This window comes from Nocardia sp. NPDC046763, from assembly GCF_040645495.1.
Lineage (GTDB): Bacteria > Actinomycetota > Actinomycetes > Mycobacteriales > Mycobacteriaceae > Nocardia.
In genome coordinates this window covers 48,654-66,818 of the sequence record NZ_JBEYYI010000009.1, presented here as the reverse complement: position 1 = coordinate 66,818, position 18,165 = coordinate 48,654, and the positions used below count along the sequence as shown (strand labels likewise).

Here is an 18,165-nt window from a genome sequence, read left to right as displayed (position 1 = left end):
TCTCGACCTGGTCGACCCCAGGGGTTCGTCCCACAGGTGCCGGTCGAACGGAAAGCCTTGCTGGCCAAGGTATTTCGGCATCAGCCGCGAGACCGGGTGTGGCGCATGTCCGCCGGATCGGCACTGGAGTTCATCTGTGGCTCGATGCTGGCATCTGATGTACATGGACGAGGGCCCGCGCCCGCACGAACTGGCGAGCGGGATGCGCCGGAATGGGAGGGGTGGCTATCGTGCCTACGGAGTGGCGACGGTCGGGTCTGTTAGTGCGTCGACGAGGGGGGTCAGTCGCTGTAGCTCTTCCAGGTGTGTGGCGCTGAGCAGGGCGAGGGTTTGTTTGCCTGCCTCGGTCAGGGTGAGGCGGACGACGCGGCGGTCCTTGCCCTCATCCCGGTTGCGGGCGACGAGCCCGAGTTGCTCGGTGCGATCGATCAGTTGGACCACGCTGTGGTGCCGGGCGCTCAGATATTCCGCGATTTCGCCGACGCTGGGCCCGCTCGGGTCGAGATGGCCCCGGATCGCCAGCAGCAGTTGATGCTGAGCGCCGGTGAGTCCTACGTCGGCTGCCCGCCGCTCACTCCAACGCAGGAACCGGCGCAGCCCGGCCCGAAACGCCAGCAGTCTCGAATAGTCCTGGTCGGTGAGGTGTTCAGGAGACGACATGGACTCTTGTGTCATAACAAGATATTATCATGAAGTGATACATAGGTTCGGTGGTGATCGCAACCGGTACCGCTGTCCATGACGATTGCGGCCACCCCGGCTCGAAATGCGATTCGGCATTCAGTCGGAAAGTTGGTGGAAGACATGACCAGTGAGGCCATGAGCAGCATGAGCCTGCATCCCGATATCGTGGAGTTGCGGGCCAAGCATGAGAAGTATGAACTCGCCGCGGAGGCGCCGGTTGCCCAGGCGGTCACGGGCCTGTTGTTCCTGACCGGCCTCTACCTCGCGATCTCTCCGTGGGTTGTCGGATTCAACCGGTTCCCGACATTGACCGGGAACGACCTGATTCTCGGGATCGCCCTGGCGGTGCTGGCTTTCGGGTTCTCCTCGGCGCACGGCCGGATGCACGCCCTGGCGTGGGTTGCTCCACTGATCGGTCTGTGGACGATCATCGCTCCCTGGGTGATCAGCGGCGACGTCGCCCATACCGCGACGATTTGGAGCAACGTGGTGGCCGGCACGGTCGCTCTGGTGCTCGGCCTGGGCTCGATGTTGTTGGGGATGCCCCGGACCAGATGACCGGCGGCACGGCACCCGCCGCAAATTGGATATCCGCTGGTCAGGGCAGTGAAAGCATTCGTGTTGTGGGGCGCGGGAAGCCTGGGCGCCGCCCAGGTGGGGATGCTACGGGCGCTGGCCGAGCATCTGATCGTGCCTGATCTCATCGTGGGTGCGTCGGTCGGGGCGCTCAATGCCGCGCACTATGCGGCCCGGCCGACTCCCGCCGGCGCCGAGGAGTTGGCGAGGCTGTGGCTGTCGGTGGGCCGCCATGACGTACCTACTCGCACCCTTCTCTCCCAGGCGCCCATGCCCAAGACATCCGACGTCCTCACCACGCGGGCCTTCGTTCGGACCGGACTCCTGAAGCGGCTATTGACCGCATGGGTCTGCTTGGCGAGATTCGATGAATTCGCGTGTTGGAGTGAATATCCCGGGCCAGGGTTCTGGTGCTGACCGTTACCTATCAGACAAAGGTCTACCGGCGCCTGGTCAATGACATGTCGGAGAGCCAGGTGGTCACCGAGGAACGGACCTACCGCCTCGACGACATCATCTCCGCACGGTACGCCCAGCCGGCCGGACCGACACCCCCACCGCCACCGCCGGTCGACCTGCCGGTATTCCAGGGAACGACCGACGACATCCTTCAATACGCGCCCGATCCCACCGGCCTGAACGACGGGAACTATCCCCATTCGCAATTCGCGAATATCTACTGGGCCGTGGTCGCACAGACCCACTTGTACCTGCGCGATCCATGCCCGCCCGGCTTCCTGTTCGATATCGATTCCGGAACGGTCACGCTGCCCGAAAACGGTAGGACCGAGGCGCCGTGGATCTTCGAGGGCCCTTGCTTCCCCGGCAAGTACGCAGGCTGAAGTGCCTGTTGGCGACCCTCGGTGTGTTCTGCGGTAGAGCGCAGCCGTTCGGATCCACCGTCATCGTGACATGAGGCCGAACGGCTTCTGCCCCTGGGTGTCTCGGCTGCGAGTCGCGACGCGCGGGACTTTCTTGCTGGTATCGGTACCGGTTGACGAACGGGCTTCCGAACACTGGTTCATGAGGAATCGCATGGTCTTCAACAACATCCACCGCGAGACCGCTGTGCGCTACGCGACCGTCTCCGAGCTCGGTGACGAACTCGAACAGTCGCCGATCCGATAGCACCGTCCGAAGCTGTCATACGGTGCAAGGTGCTGGAGTGTCGGCAGCCCTGTCGTTGTCTGGTGAGGTGACGACGACCTGCACGAATCATGCTGCACGGCCAGGATATTCGGGCCGTGCAGGACGAACGCGGCAAACGCCCCTACACCATCGCCGAGATCGCCGGCGATGGTGTAGCGCACCACATCCCGAATCACGTGGTTGTCCCCGGCGGGGCCGGACCGGGGACAACGCGCGCCCCCCGCGCTTAAGTGGTGATACCGAATGCGCCGGTGGGGACGGCGGCGACAAGGGTGGGGCTGCCGCCGGTGATCGGCGCCGACACCACCCTGAGGTTGCCGCTGTCGGTGATGAACAGGGTGCTACCGGACACGGTGACATCGACAGGGCCCGACAGGCCGGTCGTCACCACGGGGGTCACCGTGCCGCCGGTTGTCGGCACCGACACCACCCTGTTGGCGCCGAATTCGGCGATGAACAGGGTGTTACCGACGCGGGCCAGACCCATGGGCTGATTCAGGCCGGTCACCACGACGGTTGCCGTACCGCCGGTGGCCGGCATCGAATACACCGTGCCGACGACGGCGCCGTCGCTGGCGAAGACAACGCCGGGGCCGTAGATGTAGGGCAGCGCGTTGCTCGTGCCGTCCAGATTCGCGCTGACGGTGACGTTCACCGTGCCCGTCCCAGCCGGGGCGGTGGCCGTGATCTGGGTGTCGGAGTCGATGGTGAATGTGGTTGCCGTGGTACCGAACTGGACGGTCAACAGACCGACACCATTGAATCCGGAGCCGGTGATCACCACAGAGTTCCCACCCGCTTGGGGGCCGGAGGATGGTGTGAGCGAGGTAAGTACAGGGGCCATGAGTCCGCCTCCAAACTGAAACATGGTGTAAGGGGTTGTACTGCCTGCAATGTTGATCTTGTCGCGACCCGCAATCTCCAGTAACCCTCCAGCGCAGGCACTTCGGCAACGAATCCACAGTTCGTTTTCGTCCCTTCTCGGATTCCTGCCGGGTGGCGACCGGCATCGGCATTCCGCCCCGCTGTGCATTCACCGCCGATCCTCGCCTGGCGCGTGATGACTTCCACGTCAACGCCGTTGGTGCTTGAACAGAACTTTCACTCGCCGCCGCACGATTTCCGTTTCACTGCAAAGGGTTTGGTTTCCTTTATATCGCCGCCGAGAGCCAGTCAAGTTCCGCGGAGCGCCCCGACACCTCAGCGAGTGTAATGAGGCTCGAGATCGGGGCCCGATCGCCAAAACTGCAGGGGTGCAAGGGGTTACGGGGCGAGCGGGCGCAGTGTGTATGTCTCGACACCGGGCAAGAATTCGAAAACGGACGAAGACGGACCGGCAGTGGCCTTCCCGGCAACCGGTCCGCGGGGCGTTACTGGAGAGAGCGGGCCGCTACAGGAGTCGGGCAATCGCCCGGTTTTGCAGAAACAACCGTCATCACAGCAACTCAGGAGGCAAGCGCTATGCCTACCATCACATCTCTGTCTCCGGCCTCTGGGCCCGCCACAGGGAACAACCATGTCACGATCACCGGCTCCGGCTTCAGTAATGTCGGTCCGTTGACCGTCCGGTTCGGAACCACGGCAACCACATTCACCATCGACTCCGACACCCAGATCACGGCCATCGCTCCGCCTGGGACGGGCACGGTGAACGTCACGGTCCAGGCACTGCTGGACGGCACCAGCAACCCGTTGCCCTACACCTATGTCGCGGTTCCGACCCTGACCAGCATCTCTCCCAATGCGGGCCCGGTGACCGGTGGGACGGTGGTCGTGCTGACCGGGACGAATCTGACCGGTGCGACGGCGGTGAGTTTCGGTGGGACACCGGCGACGTCGTTCGTCGTGAACTCCGCCACCCAGATCACCGCGGTCGCTCCTGCCCATTCCGCGGGGTCGGTGCTGGTCACCGTCACCACCGGGGCTGTAACCAGCAACGGTGTGGTGTTCACCTACGCCGTGGTGCCCACCCTGATTACGGTGGTGCCGAATGTCGGTCCGGTGACCGGTGGGACGGTGGTCGTGCTCACCGGGACAGCCTTGACCGGGGCGACGGCGGTGAGTTTCGGTGGGACACCGGCGGTCTCGTTCTTCGTGAACTCCGCCACCCAGATCACCGCGGTCGTTCCCGCAGGGGCGGCCGGGACGGTGCAGGTCACCGTGACCACGGCGGGCGGAACGAGTAACGGTGTGTCCTTCACCTTCGTTGCGGTGCCCACCTTGACCACGGTGGTGCCGAACGTGGGACCGGTGACCGGCGGCACCACGGTTGTGCTGACCGGGACCAATCTGACCGGTGCGACAGCGGTGAGTTTCGGTGGCACGGCGGCGGCCTCGTTCGTCGTGAACTCCGCCACCCAGATCACCGCGGTCGCTCCCGCAGGGGCGGCCGGGACGGTGCAGGTCACCGTGACCACGGCGGGCGGAACGAGTAACGGTGTGTCCTTTACCTTCGTCGCGGTGCCGACCCTGATTACGGTGGTGCCGAACGTGGGACCGGTGACCGGCGGGACCACGGTCGTGCTCACCGGTACAGGCCTGACCGGTGCGACGGCGGTGAGTTTCGGTGGGACACCGGCGACCTCGTTCGTCGTGAACTCCGCCACCCAGATCACCGCCGTCGCTCCCGCAGGGGCGGCCGGGACGGTGCAGGTCACCGTGACCACGGCGGGCGGAACGAGTAACGGGGTCTCCTTCACCTTCGTCGCGGTGCCGACCCTGATTACGGTGGTGCCGAACGTGGGACCGGTAGCCGGTGGCATCACCGTCGTGCTCACCGGGACGAATCTGACCGGTGCGACAGCGGTGAGTTTCGGTGGGACACCGGCGACCTCGTTCGTCGTGAACTCCGCCACCCAGATCACCGCGGTCGCCCCTGCCGGGACGGCCGGGACGGTGCTGGTCACCGTGACCACGGCGGGCGGAACGAGTAACGGTGTGTCCTTCACCTTCGTCGCGGTGCCCACCCTCACGGTGGTGGTGCCGAATGTCGGTCCGGTGATCGGCGGAACAACCGTCGTCCTCACCGGCACAGGCCTGACCGGTGCGACGGCGGTGAGTTTCGGTGGGACACCGGCGACCTCGTTCGTCGTGAACTCCGCCACCCAGATCACCGCCGTCGCCCCCGCAGCAGCGGCCGGGACGGTGCAGGTCACCGTCACCACGGCGGGCGGAACGAGCAACGGGGTCTCCTTCACCTTCGTCGCGGTGCCGACCCTGATTACGGTGGTGCCGAATGTCGGTCCGGTAGCCGGTGGCACCACGGTCGTGCTCACCGGGACGAATCTGACCGGTGCGACAGCGGTGAGTTTCGGTGGGACACCGGCGGCCTCGTTCGTCGTGAACTCCGCCACCCAGATCACCGCGGTCGCCCCGGCCGGGACGGCCGGGACGGTGCTGGTCACCGTGACCACGGCGGGCGGAACGAGTAACGGTGTGTCCTTCACCTTCGTCGCGGTGCCCACCCTCACGGCGGTGGTGCCCAACACAGGGCCGGTGACCGGCGGCACCACGGTCGTGCTCACCGGCACAGCCTTGACCGGTGCGACAGCGGTGAGTTTCGGTGGGACACCGGCGACCTCGTTCGTCGTGAACTCCGCCACCCAGATCACCGCGGTCGCCCCTGCCGGGACGGCCGGGACGGTGCTGGTCACCGTCACCACCGTCGGCGGAACCAGCAACGCCGTCGCCTACACCTACGCCGCGGTGCCCACCCTGACCACGGTGGTGCCGAACGTGGGACCGGTGACTGGCGGCACCATCGTCGTGCTCACCGGCACAGGCTTGAGCGGCGCGACCGGGGTGAGTTTCGGTGGCACGCCGGCCACCTCGTTCAACGTCGACTCCACCACCCAGATCACCGCCATCGCCCCCGCCGGGACGGCCGGGACCGTGCTGGTCACCGTCACCACCGGCGGCGGAACCAGCAACGGTGTCGCCTACACCTTCGTCGCGGTGCCCACCCTGACCGCGATCGCTCCCAGCACAGGGCCGGTGGCCGGCGGGACCACGGTCGTGCTGACCGGGACCAATCTGACCGGTGCGACGGCGGTGAGTTTCGGTGGCACGGCGGCGACCTCGTTCGTCGTGAACTCCGCCACCCAGATCACCGCGGTCACCCCCGCGGGGACGGCCGGGACGGTACTGGTCACCGTCACCACCGCGGGCGGAACCGTCGACGGTGTCTCCTTCACCTACGCCGCGGTGCCCATCCTGACCACGGTGGTGCCCAACGTGGGACCGGTGACCGGGGGCACCGTCGTCGTGCTCACCGGCACGGGCCTGACCGGTGCGACCGGGGTGAGTTTCGGTGGCACACCGGCGACTTCGTTCGTCGTCGGCTCCGCCACCCAGATCACCGCCATCGCCCCCGCCGGGACGGCCGGGACGGTACTGGTCACCGCCACCACCGCCGGCGGAACCAGCAACGGTGTCGCCTACACCTACGTCGCGGTGCCGACCCTCACGGCGGTGGTGCCAAGTGCCGGTCCGGTGACCGGTGGCACCACGGTCGTGCTCACCGGGACCGATCTGACCGGTGCGACAGCGGTGAGTTTCGGTGGCACGGCGGCGACCTCGTTCGTCGTGAACTCCGCCACCCAGATCACCGCGGTCACCCCCGCCGGGACGGCCGGGACGGCACTGGTCACCGTCACCACCGCCGGTGGAACCGTCGACGGTGTCTCCTTCATCTACGTCGCGGTGCCCGCTCTGACCACGGTCAGTCCGCTTTCGGGCACCACGGCCGGGGGGACCACGGTCGTGCTCACCGGGGCAGCCCTGACCGGCGCGACCGCGGTCAGTTTCGGTGGCACACCGGCGACCTCGTTCGTCGTGAACTCCGCCACCCAGATCACCGCGGTCACCCCCGCAGGGGCGGTCGGAACCGTACTGGTCACCGCCACCACCGCGGGCGGAACCAGTAACGGTGTCGCCTACACCTACGTCTGACAGTTGGTGTGACCGGGCCGTCGGCGGGCAAGCGCCTGCCGACGGCTCAGCCGCGTCGCGGCCGAAGATATGGTCGCCGCCACCAGCGGGACAAGCAACGTGTTGAACTTCGAATGAGGACCACCGTCGGCGGAAAGGCCCATGAGGTCCAGTTGATCGAAAAGTCACGGTAGAGGGCGCGGCCCGGCAGAACCATCTGCGTCGCAACGGTTTTCGGGCTTGTTCCAGCCGGCTTTCGAGAAAAGTCACGCTCGCGGCAGCTCACATCCGCACACTGTGTGCGATGGCCCAGGTGTCGAGCTGGGCGGATGTTCCGGTCAGCGGTGCCGACTCGGAAACTATTCGCGGTGGCCGGTTCTACCGTGACTTTTCAGCCCCGTGAGCCTCAGGGGCCTCGGGAACCGGGATCTGTTACGCCACTGAAGGTCTTGCGATTCGCGCCGATCCCGGAGCCCATCGCAGTCGAGGCGCCGCGACGCCTGGGAACTCGAGTATCGGTCCCACAGCGAGGTTTTCGTCACTGAAGTGATCTCACCGGAGCTATGCCGGCGCTGGAACCTGCCTTCGGCAACGGATTCGGCATCTGTCGCGGCCAGGTACGCAGAACACACCTCGCAGCAACCATCGGAACACCATCCGCTGCCGTCGACACCGTTGGCGCCCGAACCAGCGACGATGCGCTGGGCGTTGACAGGACGATTCGGGCACCTGACAACTGCGAAAGCGGACGAAACCGGACCGGCAGAGGCGTTGTCCGCCAACGCGTCCAGGGGCATTAATGAAAACAGCGGGCCTGCACCACAGCTGGGAACCACCCGGCGCAACAGGAACAACCCTCACTACAGCAGGGAGGCCAGCGCCATGCCTACCATCACGTCCCGGTCCGGGACCGCAGCGCCTGCGAGTGTCACGGTGACCGGTACCGGCGGCACGTCGACGACATCGATGGCGACGGCAGCCAAGCGTGCGAGATGCTCGCGAAATCCGTTGGCGGCCAGACGTACTTCGACACTCGGGGCTGCGTCGACAACGCGGCGCCAGACGACGTCGCCGCGCTGCCGGCACCGGATTGCCGACTGTGGGACCAGACCGTGCTGCGTCATGACGGATCTCCGACGTGACGTCGGCGACGGGCCCGGCACGGTGAACAAGGACCACCGCCGACTTGCTTCCAGATGGTCGTCTGCTGACCGAAATACATCTGACCAGGAGAAGTGTCATGGTTGAGCTGATCGATTTCTCGGCCGCCCTGATCGCCCCGCAAGCGATCAGGGACGCCGGATATGGCGGCGTCATCGGCTATTTCAGCGAATCACGCGCGGATGCCGACTTCGGCGCCAAACCCCTACCGCGGGACTACTGCGACCGGTTGCGCGCGCTCGGGCTGCAGATCGTCACCAACTACCAGTACGGCAAGGGCGACACCTCGGACTGGAAAGGCGGCTACGACGCCGGCGTCTACCACGCCACGATCGCGCTGGACAATCACTTCGCGGCAGGCGGACCGGGATACCGACCGCTGTACGCGCCGGTCGACTCGAATCCCACTCTCGCCGAATGGAATTCGCAGATCGGCCCGTTCCTGATCGGTTGGGCCTCGGTCGTCGGTCTCGAATGGACCGGCATGTACGCCAACGCCCGCTGCATCGATTGGGCACTCGAGGACGGCGTCGCGACCTGGTTCTGGCAACACAACTGGTCCGGCGACCCCGCCATCAACGGCGACCACCCCGCCGCCCACATTCACCAGGTCCGCATCGACACCGACCGGGTCGACGGTATCGGAGTCGACGTGAACACAACGTTGCAGGACGACTACGGCCAATGGTCGAAAGCCACTGCACCACCACCATCCGACTAACCGGAAGGTACGAGCGCTATGCCTCCGCAGTACACCGAACTCGACCGCATGGGAAACTCGGCATCCTCACGCACCGGCACACGAATCACCAACTTCTTGTTGCACACCCAGGAGGGCGACGGCACCGCCGAGACCCTGGCCGACTATCTCAATGATCCCAGCCACGAAGCCAGCTACCACTACACCCTGCGCGACGGCATCGTGTGCGATGTCGTGGATACCGATCTCGCGAGCTGGTCGGTGCTGGACGCGAATCCGTACACGATCAACCTGTGCTTCGCCGGAAGCCGTGCCGGATGGGGCCCCGGCGACTGGGCGCACATCGACGCCGACATCCGGATCGCCGCCTGGCTGGCCGTGCAGGACGCGAAGAAATACGGGTTCTCCACCGACGTCATCGCCCCGCCCTACCAGCAGCGCGAGGGCCTGAGCGACCACAGGTACGTGACCGAATGCCTCGGCATCGGCACCCACACCGACGTCGGCGACAACTTCCCCTGGACCCGGTTCGCCGGCTACGTCCAGGAATACACCACCGGTGCGGCTGCCGTACCGACGCCGAATACATCTGCCGTATCGACGCCGAATACATCTGCCGTACCGACGCCAGCGATCGACGACGTCTACGCCGCGAACCCGTGGCTCGGCACACGCATCACCGATGGCGAGACCACGACTCCCGATGGAGCGGGCCGATTCACGCAATTCGAGCACGGCTACATCTACTGGCATCCCGCCACCGGCGCGCACCCGATCCCGGAGACACTCTGGGCGAAATACCAGGAATTGGGATGGGAGGCCGGATCTCTCGGATATCCGGTCACCGACCGCACCATGTTGAACGGACCCGACGGCCAGGCGTCCGGTGAGGTACAAGGCTTCCAAGGCGGGGCGCTGTACCGGTACCAAAGCGGCGACACCTACTGGGTCCACGGCGCAATCCGCGACCGGTGGAACCGCAGCGGCTACGAAAACGGACCACTGGGCTGGCCGATGTCCGACGAAATCCCCTGGGACACAGGCACATACCAGGACTTCCTACACGGCCGCATCTACTGGACGCCCGGCCAGACACTGGCCACGGTGACCGCCGACGGCACCGACAAGCCTCTCCACGACCCGTACTACTGAAAAGGGAGAATCCGATGCACAACATATTCACGATCCTGCGTAGCGAGCCGGTGCGCACCCTGCTGTATCCGCTGCTGGTGGCACTGGCCGGGTATGGGGTCACCACCGGCGTCGTCTCCTCCGACCTGTCCGGCTTCCTGGTCGCGGTGGCCGCGGCAGCGCTGGGAGTCCCGGCGGTCGAGTCGGTGCGCGGCAGAGTCACTCCTGTGCCGCCGGGCAACGGTGAAGCCGGATGAAAGCGCCGAAGGCGACCACACGCCGCGACCCGTTCGAGGTCGTGCTGTGCGCGGTCTTCGGGATCTCCGGGCTACTGGAATGCTGCTACGGCCCGCCCGCGGGCTCGGCCACCGCGACCCTGCCACCCGGATTCCGCACGCTGTGGCTGGCACTGATGCTGACCGGCTGCCTCGCCACCCTCATCGGCCTGTGGGCCCGGCGGGTATGGGGGTACCTGATCGAGCAGATCGGTTTGGGGGCACTCGGGTGGTCACTGATCGCCTTCGGAGCGCAACTGCTACTGATGCAGATACAGCACCGAACCCTCGCTGCGGCAACGGTTCTCGGGGGACCACTGCCCATCGCGCTGGGTGTCGCATTCCTGTGGAAACGCCGCCAAGTCCTACACGACGTGAAGACGCTGCATGACGTGTACATGAGGGAGGCATCCTGACCATGACCCAGCAATCACCGCTGTTCTCCACTCTCGTGCTCCTGGCCAGCTCCTCGGCGCTGTCGGCCACGGTCACGGCGTGGTTCAAACGAGGCGACGTCGACGCCCACATGACCAAGACCAAGGCCGACGCCGCCAAGGTACTCAGCGACCTCGCCATCTCCGAGACACAACAAATGTCCGAACAGATGGGTGAATTCCGCATGGCGCTGCACGCACATCGCGAATGGGACCGCAAAATGGTCGCCCGCACACGCCAAGCAGGCATCGAAATCGAAGACCCCCCCAGCCGTGCGCGGCGTGGATCTGCACGCCATCGAAGCCTGCCTCCCGCGCTCGCATGCTCGCCGCGACGAAACTCTCTACGACACTGGGGATTTCGTCGAGCCGCAAGGGCGAGGGTTTGGTTCCGTCCAGCGGTTCGCGGACGTTGGAGGCGGAGACGATCCGGCCGGCGCGAGCTGAGCCGGGTGCAAGGCCGCCAGCCGACCGCGCTCGTCGAAGAGAGCGTCGGCCATGCTGCGGATCTCCCCGATACCCACCACTTTTCGAACGGGGTGAACCCCGCTGGGCAGGTGATTGCTCCGCGGGGGACGTTGCGGGCAGTTCGGCGATGTCTCGTCGTCCGGGACGAGTTGCCGGGGATTCGCAAGGATGGCATTGGCGGGCAGCGTTCCAGCTCTCTGACGCGACCTCGCTCAGATCGGCGCGCATCAGCCTAATGATGCGGCGTCGCCACGTACCCGCGATAGCGTCGGTAACTAAAGCCCGCGATGTCGCCGGTATTCGCCGTCCACCGTGATCGTGGCGCGCGCCGGAGGCACGGAATTAGACTTCAAATTTGCCAGAGGTTTTCTCTAGTTGTAGTCCGTCGAACGACCCAGGGAGACCGGCCATGGCGACGCATACGTGGGAAACCGAACAGCAGCACCGCATCGACCAGGTCTTCACCGACCAGCAGGTGCACGATGCCATGCCGTCTGAGGAGGTCATCGCCGCCGCCGCGCGGCCCGGCCTGCGACTGGCCCAGATGGTCGACACCCTCGCCGCCGGGTATGCCGACAGGCCGGCCTTGGGCATGCGCGGTACCGAACTCGGCACCGACGCCGCCGGGCGCCGGGTCCGTCGGCTGATGCCGCGCTTCGACACCATGACCTACCGGGAATTGTGGTCGCAGGTGGGCGCGCTGGCCGCCGCATGGCACCGAGACCCGCAGTATCCGGTGCGTGCCGGTGACTTCGTCGCGATCCTCGGGTTCACCAGCCCCGGCTACATCACGGTCGACTTCGCCTGCACCCGGCAGGGCGCGGTATCGGTGCCACTGCAGGTGAGCGCGACGTCCGCGCAGTGGGCGGCGATCCTCGCCGAGACCTCCCCGCGGGTGCTCGCCAGCAGCCTGGAGATGCTCGACGGGGCCGTGGACGCGGTGCTCGCCGGAACCGCCGCTCCGCAGCAACTGCTGGTCTTCGACTACCACCCCGAGGACGACAGCGACCGTGCCGCCATGGAGGGCGCCCGCCACCGCCTGGCGCAGGCCGACAGTCCCATCGTGGTGGCCGAGCTGAACACCGTGCTCGACCGAGGCGGCAGCCTGTCTCCCGCCCCGTTGTTCGTGCCCGCCGCCGGCGAGAATCCGCTGTCCATGCTCATCTACACCTCCGGCAGCACCGGCACCCCGAAGGGCGCGATGTATACCGAGCAGATGCTGGCCGCGATGTGGCGTACCCGCATCGGCACCGATGGCATTTCGCTGCCCGCGATCGAGCTCAACTACATGCCACAGAGCCACCTGGCGGGGCGAATGCAGGTGGTCAGCACGCTGATGCGTGGTGGCACCGCGTATTTCACCGCCGGCAGCCACATGTCCACCCTGTTCGACGACTTCGCGCTGGTGCGGCCCACCGAGGTGTCCTTCGTGCCGCGGGTGTGCGATCTGGTATTCCAGGAGTTTGTCAGCGAGGTGGAACAGCACGTCGCGGATGGCGCCGACCGCACCACCGCCGAGCGCGAGGTGCGAATCGACCTGCGGGAGCGGCAGTTCGGTGGCCGCGTGCTGGCGATGAGTTGCGGGACCGCGCCGCTGTCCGCGGAGACGCGGGCCTTCATCGAGTCCGTGTTCGAACTGCCGCTGCACGACGGGTACGGTTCCACCGAGGCCGGAATCATCATGCGGGACAACCACATTCGCCGACCCCAGGTGCTGGACTACAAGCTCGCCGACGTGCCCGAACTCGGCTACCACCACGACGACCGGCCGCATCCGCGCGGCGAGCTGATGGTGAAGACGATGACGATGTTCCCCGGGTACTACAAGCGGCCCGAGCTCAGCGCAGAGGTGTTCGACGCCGATGGCTTCTACCGCACCGGCGACATCATGGCCGAGATCAGCCCCGACGAACTGGTGTATGTGGACCGGCGGAACAACGTGCTGAAGCTCTCGCAGGGCGAATTCGTCGCCGTGTCCCAGCTGGAGGCCGTATACGCGATCAGCGCGCTGGTCCGGCAGATCTACGTATACGGCTCCAGTGAGCGCGCCTACGTGCTCGCGGTGGTGGTGCCCACCGACGAGGCGCTGCATGCGCATCCGGACGATCTCAAGGCCGCCGCCCTGCAGTCGCTGCAGAAGATCGCGCAGGATGCCGGGCTGGCCTCCTACGAGATACCGCGCGACATCATCATCGAGACGCGCCCGTTCACCCGCGCCGAAGGGCTGCTGTCCGGTGTCGGAAAACTGTTGCGGCCCAAGCTGAAACAGCGCTACGGGGAGCGGCTGGAGGAACTCTACCGGGAGCTGGAGCGGCAGCAGACCGACGAATTGACCGCGTTGCGAAGCGGTATCGGTGACCGACCGGTGCCGGAGATCGTGCACCGGGCGGTGCGGGCGCTACTGGGCTGCGCCGACGCCGATATCCGGCCCGACTCGCATTTCGGCGATCTCGGCGGCGATTCGCTGTCGGCACTGTCGCTGTCCAACCTGCTGCAGGAGATCTTCGGGATACAGGTGCCCGTCGGCGTGATCGTCAGTCCCGCAGTCGATCTGCAACAGCTGGCCGGATACATCGAGGAGGAGCAGGTTACCGCGGGGCGGCGCGCGACCGCGGTCTCGGTGCACGGCACCGGCGATCGGATTCGCGCCGCCGACCTCACACTGGAGAAGTTCATCGACGTCGGCACTCTGGCGGCCGCGCCCGCGCTGCCGGCGGCCGCGACGCCGCGGACCGTGCTGCTCACCGGCGCCAACGGATACCTGGGCCGGTTCCTGTGCCTGCGCTGGCTGGAGCGGCTCGACGCCGTCGACGGCGCCCTGATCTGCGTCATCCGCGGCAAGGACGCGGACGCGGCGCGCGCGCGGCTGGACGCGGTGTTCGACTCGGGCGATCCGGCGCTGTTACGGCATTACCGGGAGCTGTCCGAACGCCGGCTGCAGGTGCTACCCGGCGATATCGGTTACCCGAATCTCGGTCTGACGGAAAAGGATTGGCAGCGGCTGGCGGACACCACCGACATGGTCGTGCATCCCGCCGCGCTGGTGAACCACGTGCTGCCCTACGACCAGCTGTTCGGCCCCAACGTCGTCGGCACCGCGGAGGTGATCCGACTGGCCCTGACCGGCAGGCGCAAGCCGGTTACGTACCTGTCCTCGGTGGCGGTGGCCGGCCAGGTGCCACCCGGGAGGTTCGCCGAGGACGGCGACATCCGCGCGATGAGCCCGGAGCGGATACTCGACAACAGCTACGCCAACGGCTACGGCAACAGCAAGTGGGCCGGCGAGGTGCTGCTACGGGACGCGCAGGAGCGGTTCGGGCTGCCGGTGGCGGTGTTCCGCTCCGACATGATCCTCGCGCACAGCTATTACGCCGGGCAGCTCAACGTGACCGACATGTTCACCCGGCTGCTCCTCAGCATCCTGGTGACCGGCGTGGCGCCGAAGTCGTTCTACCGCACCGACTCCGGCGGCCATCGGCAGCGAGCGCACTACGACGGCCTGCCCGCAGACTTCACCGCCGAGGCGATCGTCACCCTCGGTGGCCGCGCCACCAGCGGCTATCAGAGCTTCGACGTCCTGAACCCCTACGACGACGGCGTCTCCCTGGACCAGTTCGTCGACTGGCTCATCGACGAGGGCCACCCCGTCCAGCGCTTCGACGACTACGGCGAATGGCTGTCCCGCTTCGAGAGCGCCCTGCTGGCCCTACCCCAGCAGCAACGCCAGCAATCAGTCCTCCCGCTTCTGGACGCCTACCGCACCCCCGCCGAACCCACCCGAGGCTCCGTCCTCCCCGCCGACCTCTTCCGTGTCGCCGTGCAGCAGGCCAACCTCGGCCCCGACGCCGACATCCCCCACCTTTCCCGCGCCCTTGTCCACAAGTACGTCGACGACCTACACCTGCTGAAGCTCCTCTGACCCCAGCAGCGGATCAGGTGTCGCGCTCATGGATGGTGCGACTGGTACACGTGTCGAGGACACGCAAGCTGTCCTCCAGTTGCGCGGACACATCGCTCGCCCACGATCACCCGCACCGAGGTGCACTGGCTCGGAGTGGCTTCCGCCATCTCGGCAAACTCGACACAGTGACCGCCCTGGAGCACCTACTCGCCGTGGGCGGTCGGCCACGACACCGATGATCAGTGCTGGGTCGAGCAGAATGTGCGACATCTCATCCGCGTGGCGGGCTGTTCGAACCGGCCACGGCACCCGCTGGCGGCGGCACCATCATGTCGAATGGCGGCTGCTGCAGCCGTTTCGGGTGGGGCCTTGCGCGTCAGTTCCGCGATGTGTCGGCCTTGGCCCGCTCAATTCATGGCGGACCGGTTGGACCGGTAGGACAACGTGAATGTGTTGTCGTAGTGCGCGACGATCCCGACTCCTGCGCCCTGGGTGGAGCCGAGCAGGTCGGCGATCGGTGTTCCCAGAGCAGTTGCGACGGAGCCGATCCCGATCGTGGCGTGGTAATCGGAAATAGTTAGACGCATCAACCCGGTGCCGTGGTCGTCCTGATGCCACGAGCTCGCCATCGGCAATGGAATCGCGTTCGGCAACGGTGGACCAACCTGGATACGGAGGCTCTCCGCAACGCCGACACCGGTCGTCGTCGCAGTGATATCCGGCGTGTAGCGCGCGGGAAAACCGGCGGCATCCATGTGGCGCACCAATTCCGGCAGTGTCGATAAGAAGTCGAACGTATAGATCTGCAGCCCCTGTGCGTCGTCGTGTGGCGCCACCACGATCACTCGATCGCTTTCCTCGAAACGACCGATCCGTTTCCCGTCGAGTGTCCCGTCCTGGCATACCAGGGTGCCCACGATCAAGCCCCCCCGAGACCCGGTAGGTCCGGATCTCCCGCCGTGAGTCCGATCAGGCTCTCGGGGCGATACCCCTCGGGCAGAGCGGCCGCGGCGTCGGCGTCCGCAATCGGCATTGTCATCGTGACCTCGGTGCAGTCGTCGGCCGTCATCGTCATCACGACTTCACTCGGCAGCTGATCCGCGACAGCCGACCCGGACCCGGCGAGCAGGATCGTCGTTGATGTGGCCAGGCGTGCGTCCGGCGTGCGGTCACCGCCGGGGAATTGGCGGTCAACGAACAGCTGCCTCCCGCAACGGAATTGGCGGAGACACTGTCGTTCGGTCGACCGCTGCATGATCACGCGGTGACCGCCCTACTCCCTGGTAGACGCGCCCGGCCAGCAAGTCCGGCTGGAGTTTTAGGCCATCCAGCAATACACGCGGTGATCCCGCCCGCCTTCGCTGCGAGCCAGTCGGGCCAATTCGCTCAGGATCTCGGTCGCGATCTCCCGGTCAATCGCCTCGCCATCCGCCGCTCGCTCCTGGACCCACAGCTGGCCTGCTTCGACAAGCCGGGACATGTCGGCAGCGGCGAGTGCGTCCTGAAGGGCTTTGGAAGCGACGAAAATCAGGGGGCTCTTCCCGCCGCGGGAAGCGATCGCTTCGGGCTCACCAGCGGCGACGAGCTCTTCAAAGCTCCGCCCGGTGAGGATGCTCTCCCACTCGACCAGCGCCTCTGCGGCATCGAGGTTGCCGTATACCAGCGACTCGAAAGCCCTGCCGGGGCCGTAATCCACGACCGCAGCGGCAGATTCGTGACTCAATGCCATGAAGAACTTGACGATGATGCTCACCGCGACATACTGCCTGCCCGACCAACCCTGGTCTACCCGCAGACCGCAATCAGCCAAGCCGCTACCACTCGATCCAGGCAACCATGATCACGATCTACGGCTGGAGTACCAAGCTCGGAATGTTCGCACAAGGGAATGGCGCGTTGTCCCCAATTGGTCCCAATCGCATACGATCCATTTGTGCTGCTAGATGCGTGCGCGGAGGTCCTCTTATGCCCGGCGGTTGGAACGGTAGGTCACGGTCGCCGGGTGCACCTGACGTTAGGCAAGACTGGATAGGGATCCAATACGGTTACCTTTGCCGCTCACGTCGCAATGCGTAGCAAACATATGGTCCAGCACGACCAAATGCACCATGACCAAGCACATCAAGGTCGAAGGAGACAAAGGTATGCCCGCTGTCGCTGACCTTGCCTTGGGGCTGGCGCCCGTTGCCGGTGGATTGGCTCTCGGCGCGGCGGCGGGATATCTGAAAGGTCCCGATGTCCGCAAGGCGATCAAGCAGGATATGGACCTATTGGACCGCCTATCTCCGGAGGACGTGGAGCGGCGAGCTGAACTCCAACGGAGCATCGATAGCCGCATCGACGACCTGGTCGCAACCGTCCACAGGTACCGGCCGCTGCGCAGGGCGGCCGCCTCCTATCACGCCGGCTTGCGCGACATCTTGCTGTTTATCAGCGCAATTTTGTTTACGGGGGTCTGGTGGAGTGTCGATCATGACAAGAACAGCTGGCTACCGCTTTTCATTGTGCTCATTGTGATTTCGGTATGGGCGGCCGGCTATGCGTTGAGCGGTCTCCTCGGACTCTTGCTCAGTTTTCGGCAAGGGAAGGACTGATCTGCAGCACCGCGCCAGCCGGCCACCACGAACACGTGATTCGAAGCCGGGCAGCTCCAGATGGCCCCACCGCCAACGATTATGAAAATGGTCCGTTGCGGGCTCGCGGCAACTCCACGCCCTGAGGTGCGGAGGGTTCGCCGCCGGTTCTTCGAGCCAGCAG

At 65.9% G+C, this 18,165-nt stretch carries 16 protein-coding genes; 10 read left to right on the top strand and 6 right to left on the bottom strand.

Annotated elements, in window-relative coordinates; genetic code table 11:
- Positions 1 to 234: 234 nt before the first annotated feature.
- Positions 235 to 675 (bottom strand): MarR family transcriptional regulator, encoded by a 441-nt coding sequence (locus tag ABZ909_RS16755; RefSeq protein WP_357000045.1) that lies wholly within the window; start codon positions 673 to 675, stop codon positions 235 to 237.
- Positions 676 to 804: 129 nt separating this feature from the next.
- Between ABZ909_RS16755 and ABZ909_RS16750 the strand changes: the two genes are divergently transcribed.
- Genes ABZ909_RS16750 through ABZ909_RS16740 form a run of 3 tightly spaced genes read left to right on the top strand, consistent with a single transcriptional unit; the run spans position 805 to position 2,102 of the window.
- Positions 805 to 1,242, top strand: a complete 438-nt coding sequence (locus ABZ909_RS16750; RefSeq protein WP_357000043.1) for an SPW repeat protein — start codon at positions 805 to 807, stop codon at positions 1,240 to 1,242.
- A 48-nt stretch (positions 1,243 to 1,290) separates the two neighbouring features.
- On the top strand, positions 1,291 to 1,677 hold the full coding sequence (locus tag ABZ909_RS16745) for a patatin-like phospholipase family protein (protein ID WP_357000041.1): 387 nt from the start codon (positions 1,291 to 1,293) through the stop codon (positions 1,675 to 1,677).
- Entirely contained in the window at positions 1,671 to 2,102 is a 432-nt protein-coding gene (locus ABZ909_RS16740; RefSeq protein WP_357000038.1) for a hypothetical protein, read from the top strand. The genes ABZ909_RS16745 and ABZ909_RS16740 overlap by 7 nt, the downstream gene beginning before the upstream one ends.
- A 533-nt stretch (positions 2,103 to 2,635) precedes the next feature.
- On the opposite strand, the gene ABZ909_RS16735 is transcribed toward ABZ909_RS16740, so the two are convergent.
- On the bottom strand, positions 2,636 to 3,253 hold the full coding sequence (locus ABZ909_RS16735; RefSeq protein ID WP_357000035.1) for an IPT/TIG domain-containing protein: 618 nt from the start codon (positions 3,251 to 3,253) through the stop codon (positions 2,636 to 2,638).
- 368 nt (positions 3,254 to 3,621) lie between these two features.
- Between ABZ909_RS16735 and ABZ909_RS16730 the strand changes: the two genes are divergently transcribed.
- Positions 3,622 to 7,359, top strand: coding sequence for an IPT/TIG domain-containing protein (locus ABZ909_RS16730; RefSeq protein ID WP_357000033.1), 3,738 nt, complete (start codon positions 3,622 to 3,624; stop codon positions 7,357 to 7,359).
- 839 nt (positions 7,360 to 8,198) lie between these two features.
- Here the strand turns inward: ABZ909_RS16730 and ABZ909_RS16725 are convergent.
- A complete protein-coding gene (locus ABZ909_RS16725) occupies positions 8,199 to 8,462 on the bottom strand; it encodes a hypothetical protein (RefSeq protein WP_357000030.1) in 264 nt (87 codons plus the stop codon).
- Positions 8,463 to 8,578: 116 nt separating this feature from the next.
- Here ABZ909_RS16725 and ABZ909_RS16720 point away from each other — a divergent pair, with 116 nt between their 5' ends.
- From ABZ909_RS16720 to ABZ909_RS16705, 4 genes are read left to right on the top strand one after another with little or no spacing between them, the layout of a single operon-like run.
- Positions 8,579 to 9,220: a DUF1906 domain-containing protein gene (locus ABZ909_RS16720; RefSeq protein ID WP_357000028.1), complete on the top strand. Its 642-nt coding sequence runs from the start codon at positions 8,579 to 8,581 to the stop codon at positions 9,218 to 9,220.
- An 18-nt stretch (positions 9,221 to 9,238) separates the two neighbouring features.
- Positions 9,239 to 10,351, top strand: a complete 1,113-nt coding sequence (locus ABZ909_RS16715; protein ID WP_357000026.1) for a hypothetical protein — start codon at positions 9,239 to 9,241, stop codon at positions 10,349 to 10,351.
- 14 nt (positions 10,352 to 10,365) lie between these two features.
- The gene (locus tag ABZ909_RS16710; protein WP_357000023.1) at positions 10,366 to 10,587 is read left to right on the top strand and encodes a hypothetical protein; all 222 of its coding nucleotides are present in this window, start codon (positions 10,366 to 10,368) and stop codon (positions 10,585 to 10,587) included.
- Complete coding sequence (locus ABZ909_RS16705) at positions 10,584 to 11,021, top strand: hypothetical protein (RefSeq protein ID WP_357000020.1); 438 nt, start codon at positions 10,584 to 10,586, stop codon at positions 11,019 to 11,021. Before ABZ909_RS16710 ends, ABZ909_RS16705 begins: the two co-directional genes overlap by 4 nt.
- Before the next feature lie 144 nt (positions 11,022 to 11,165).
- Here ABZ909_RS16705 and ABZ909_RS16700 read toward each other — a convergent pair whose 3' ends face one another.
- Positions 11,166 to 11,363 (bottom strand): hypothetical protein, encoded by a 198-nt coding sequence (locus ABZ909_RS16700; protein ID WP_357000498.1) that lies wholly within the window; start codon positions 11,361 to 11,363, stop codon positions 11,166 to 11,168.
- A 553-nt stretch (positions 11,364 to 11,916) separates the two neighbouring features.
- On the opposite strand from ABZ909_RS16700, the gene car reads away from it, so the two are divergent.
- The gene (gene car / locus ABZ909_RS16695; RefSeq protein ID WP_357000017.1) at positions 11,917 to 15,426 is read left to right on the top strand and encodes a carboxylic acid reductase; all 3,510 of its coding nucleotides are present in this window, start codon (positions 11,917 to 11,919) and stop codon (positions 15,424 to 15,426) included.
- A 389-nt stretch (positions 15,427 to 15,815) separates the two neighbouring features.
- On the opposite strand, the gene ABZ909_RS16690 is transcribed toward car, so the two are convergent.
- Complete coding sequence (locus tag ABZ909_RS16690; protein WP_357000014.1) at positions 15,816 to 16,325, bottom strand: hypothetical protein; 510 nt, start codon at positions 16,323 to 16,325, stop codon at positions 15,816 to 15,818.
- Positions 16,326 to 16,726: 401 nt separating this feature from the next.
- The gene (locus ABZ909_RS16685) at positions 16,727 to 17,161 is read right to left on the bottom strand and encodes a hypothetical protein (RefSeq protein WP_357000012.1); all 435 of its coding nucleotides are present in this window, start codon (positions 17,159 to 17,161) and stop codon (positions 16,727 to 16,729) included.
- Between the two features lie 355 nt (positions 17,162 to 17,516).
- On the opposite strand from ABZ909_RS16685, the gene ABZ909_RS16680 reads away from it, so the two are divergent.
- On the top strand, positions 17,517 to 18,002 hold the full coding sequence (locus ABZ909_RS16680) for a hypothetical protein (protein WP_357000009.1): 486 nt from the start codon (positions 17,517 to 17,519) through the stop codon (positions 18,000 to 18,002).
- Positions 18,003 to 18,165 lie beyond the last annotated feature (163 nt).

Coding starts and splice junctions, on each gene's coding strand:
- ABZ909_RS16755 (WP_357000045.1), bottom strand. CDS start 675: ATGACACAAGAGTCCATGTCGTCTCCTGAACACCTCACCGACCAGGAC.
- ABZ909_RS16750 (WP_357000043.1), top strand. CDS start 805: ATGACCAGTGAGGCCATGAGCAGCATGAGCCTGCATCCCGATATCGTG.
- ABZ909_RS16735 (WP_357000035.1), bottom strand. CDS start 3,253: ATGGCCCCTGTACTTACCTCGCTCACACCATCCTCCGGCCCCCAAGCG.
- ABZ909_RS16730 (WP_357000033.1), top strand. CDS start 3,622: ATGAGGCTCGAGATCGGGGCCCGATCGCCAAAACTGCAGGGGTGCAAG.
- ABZ909_RS16725 (WP_357000030.1), bottom strand. CDS start 8,462: ATGACGCAGCACGGTCTGGTCCCACAGTCGGCAATCCGGTGCCGGCAG.
- ABZ909_RS16720 (WP_357000028.1), top strand. CDS start 8,579: ATGGTTGAGCTGATCGATTTCTCGGCCGCCCTGATCGCCCCGCAAGCG.
- ABZ909_RS16715 (WP_357000026.1), top strand. CDS start 9,239: ATGCCTCCGCAGTACACCGAACTCGACCGCATGGGAAACTCGGCATCC.
- ABZ909_RS16710 (WP_357000023.1), top strand. CDS start 10,366: ATGCACAACATATTCACGATCCTGCGTAGCGAGCCGGTGCGCACCCTG.
- ABZ909_RS16705 (WP_357000020.1), top strand. CDS start 10,584: ATGAAAGCGCCGAAGGCGACCACACGCCGCGACCCGTTCGAGGTCGTG.
- ABZ909_RS16700 (WP_357000498.1), bottom strand. CDS start 11,363: ATGCGAGCGCGGGAGGCAGGCTTCGATGGCGTGCAGATCCACGCCGCG.
- car (WP_357000017.1), top strand. CDS start 11,917: ATGGCGACGCATACGTGGGAAACCGAACAGCAGCACCGCATCGACCAG.
- ABZ909_RS16680 (WP_357000009.1), top strand. CDS start 17,517: ATGACCAAGCACATCAAGGTCGAAGGAGACAAAGGTATGCCCGCTGTC.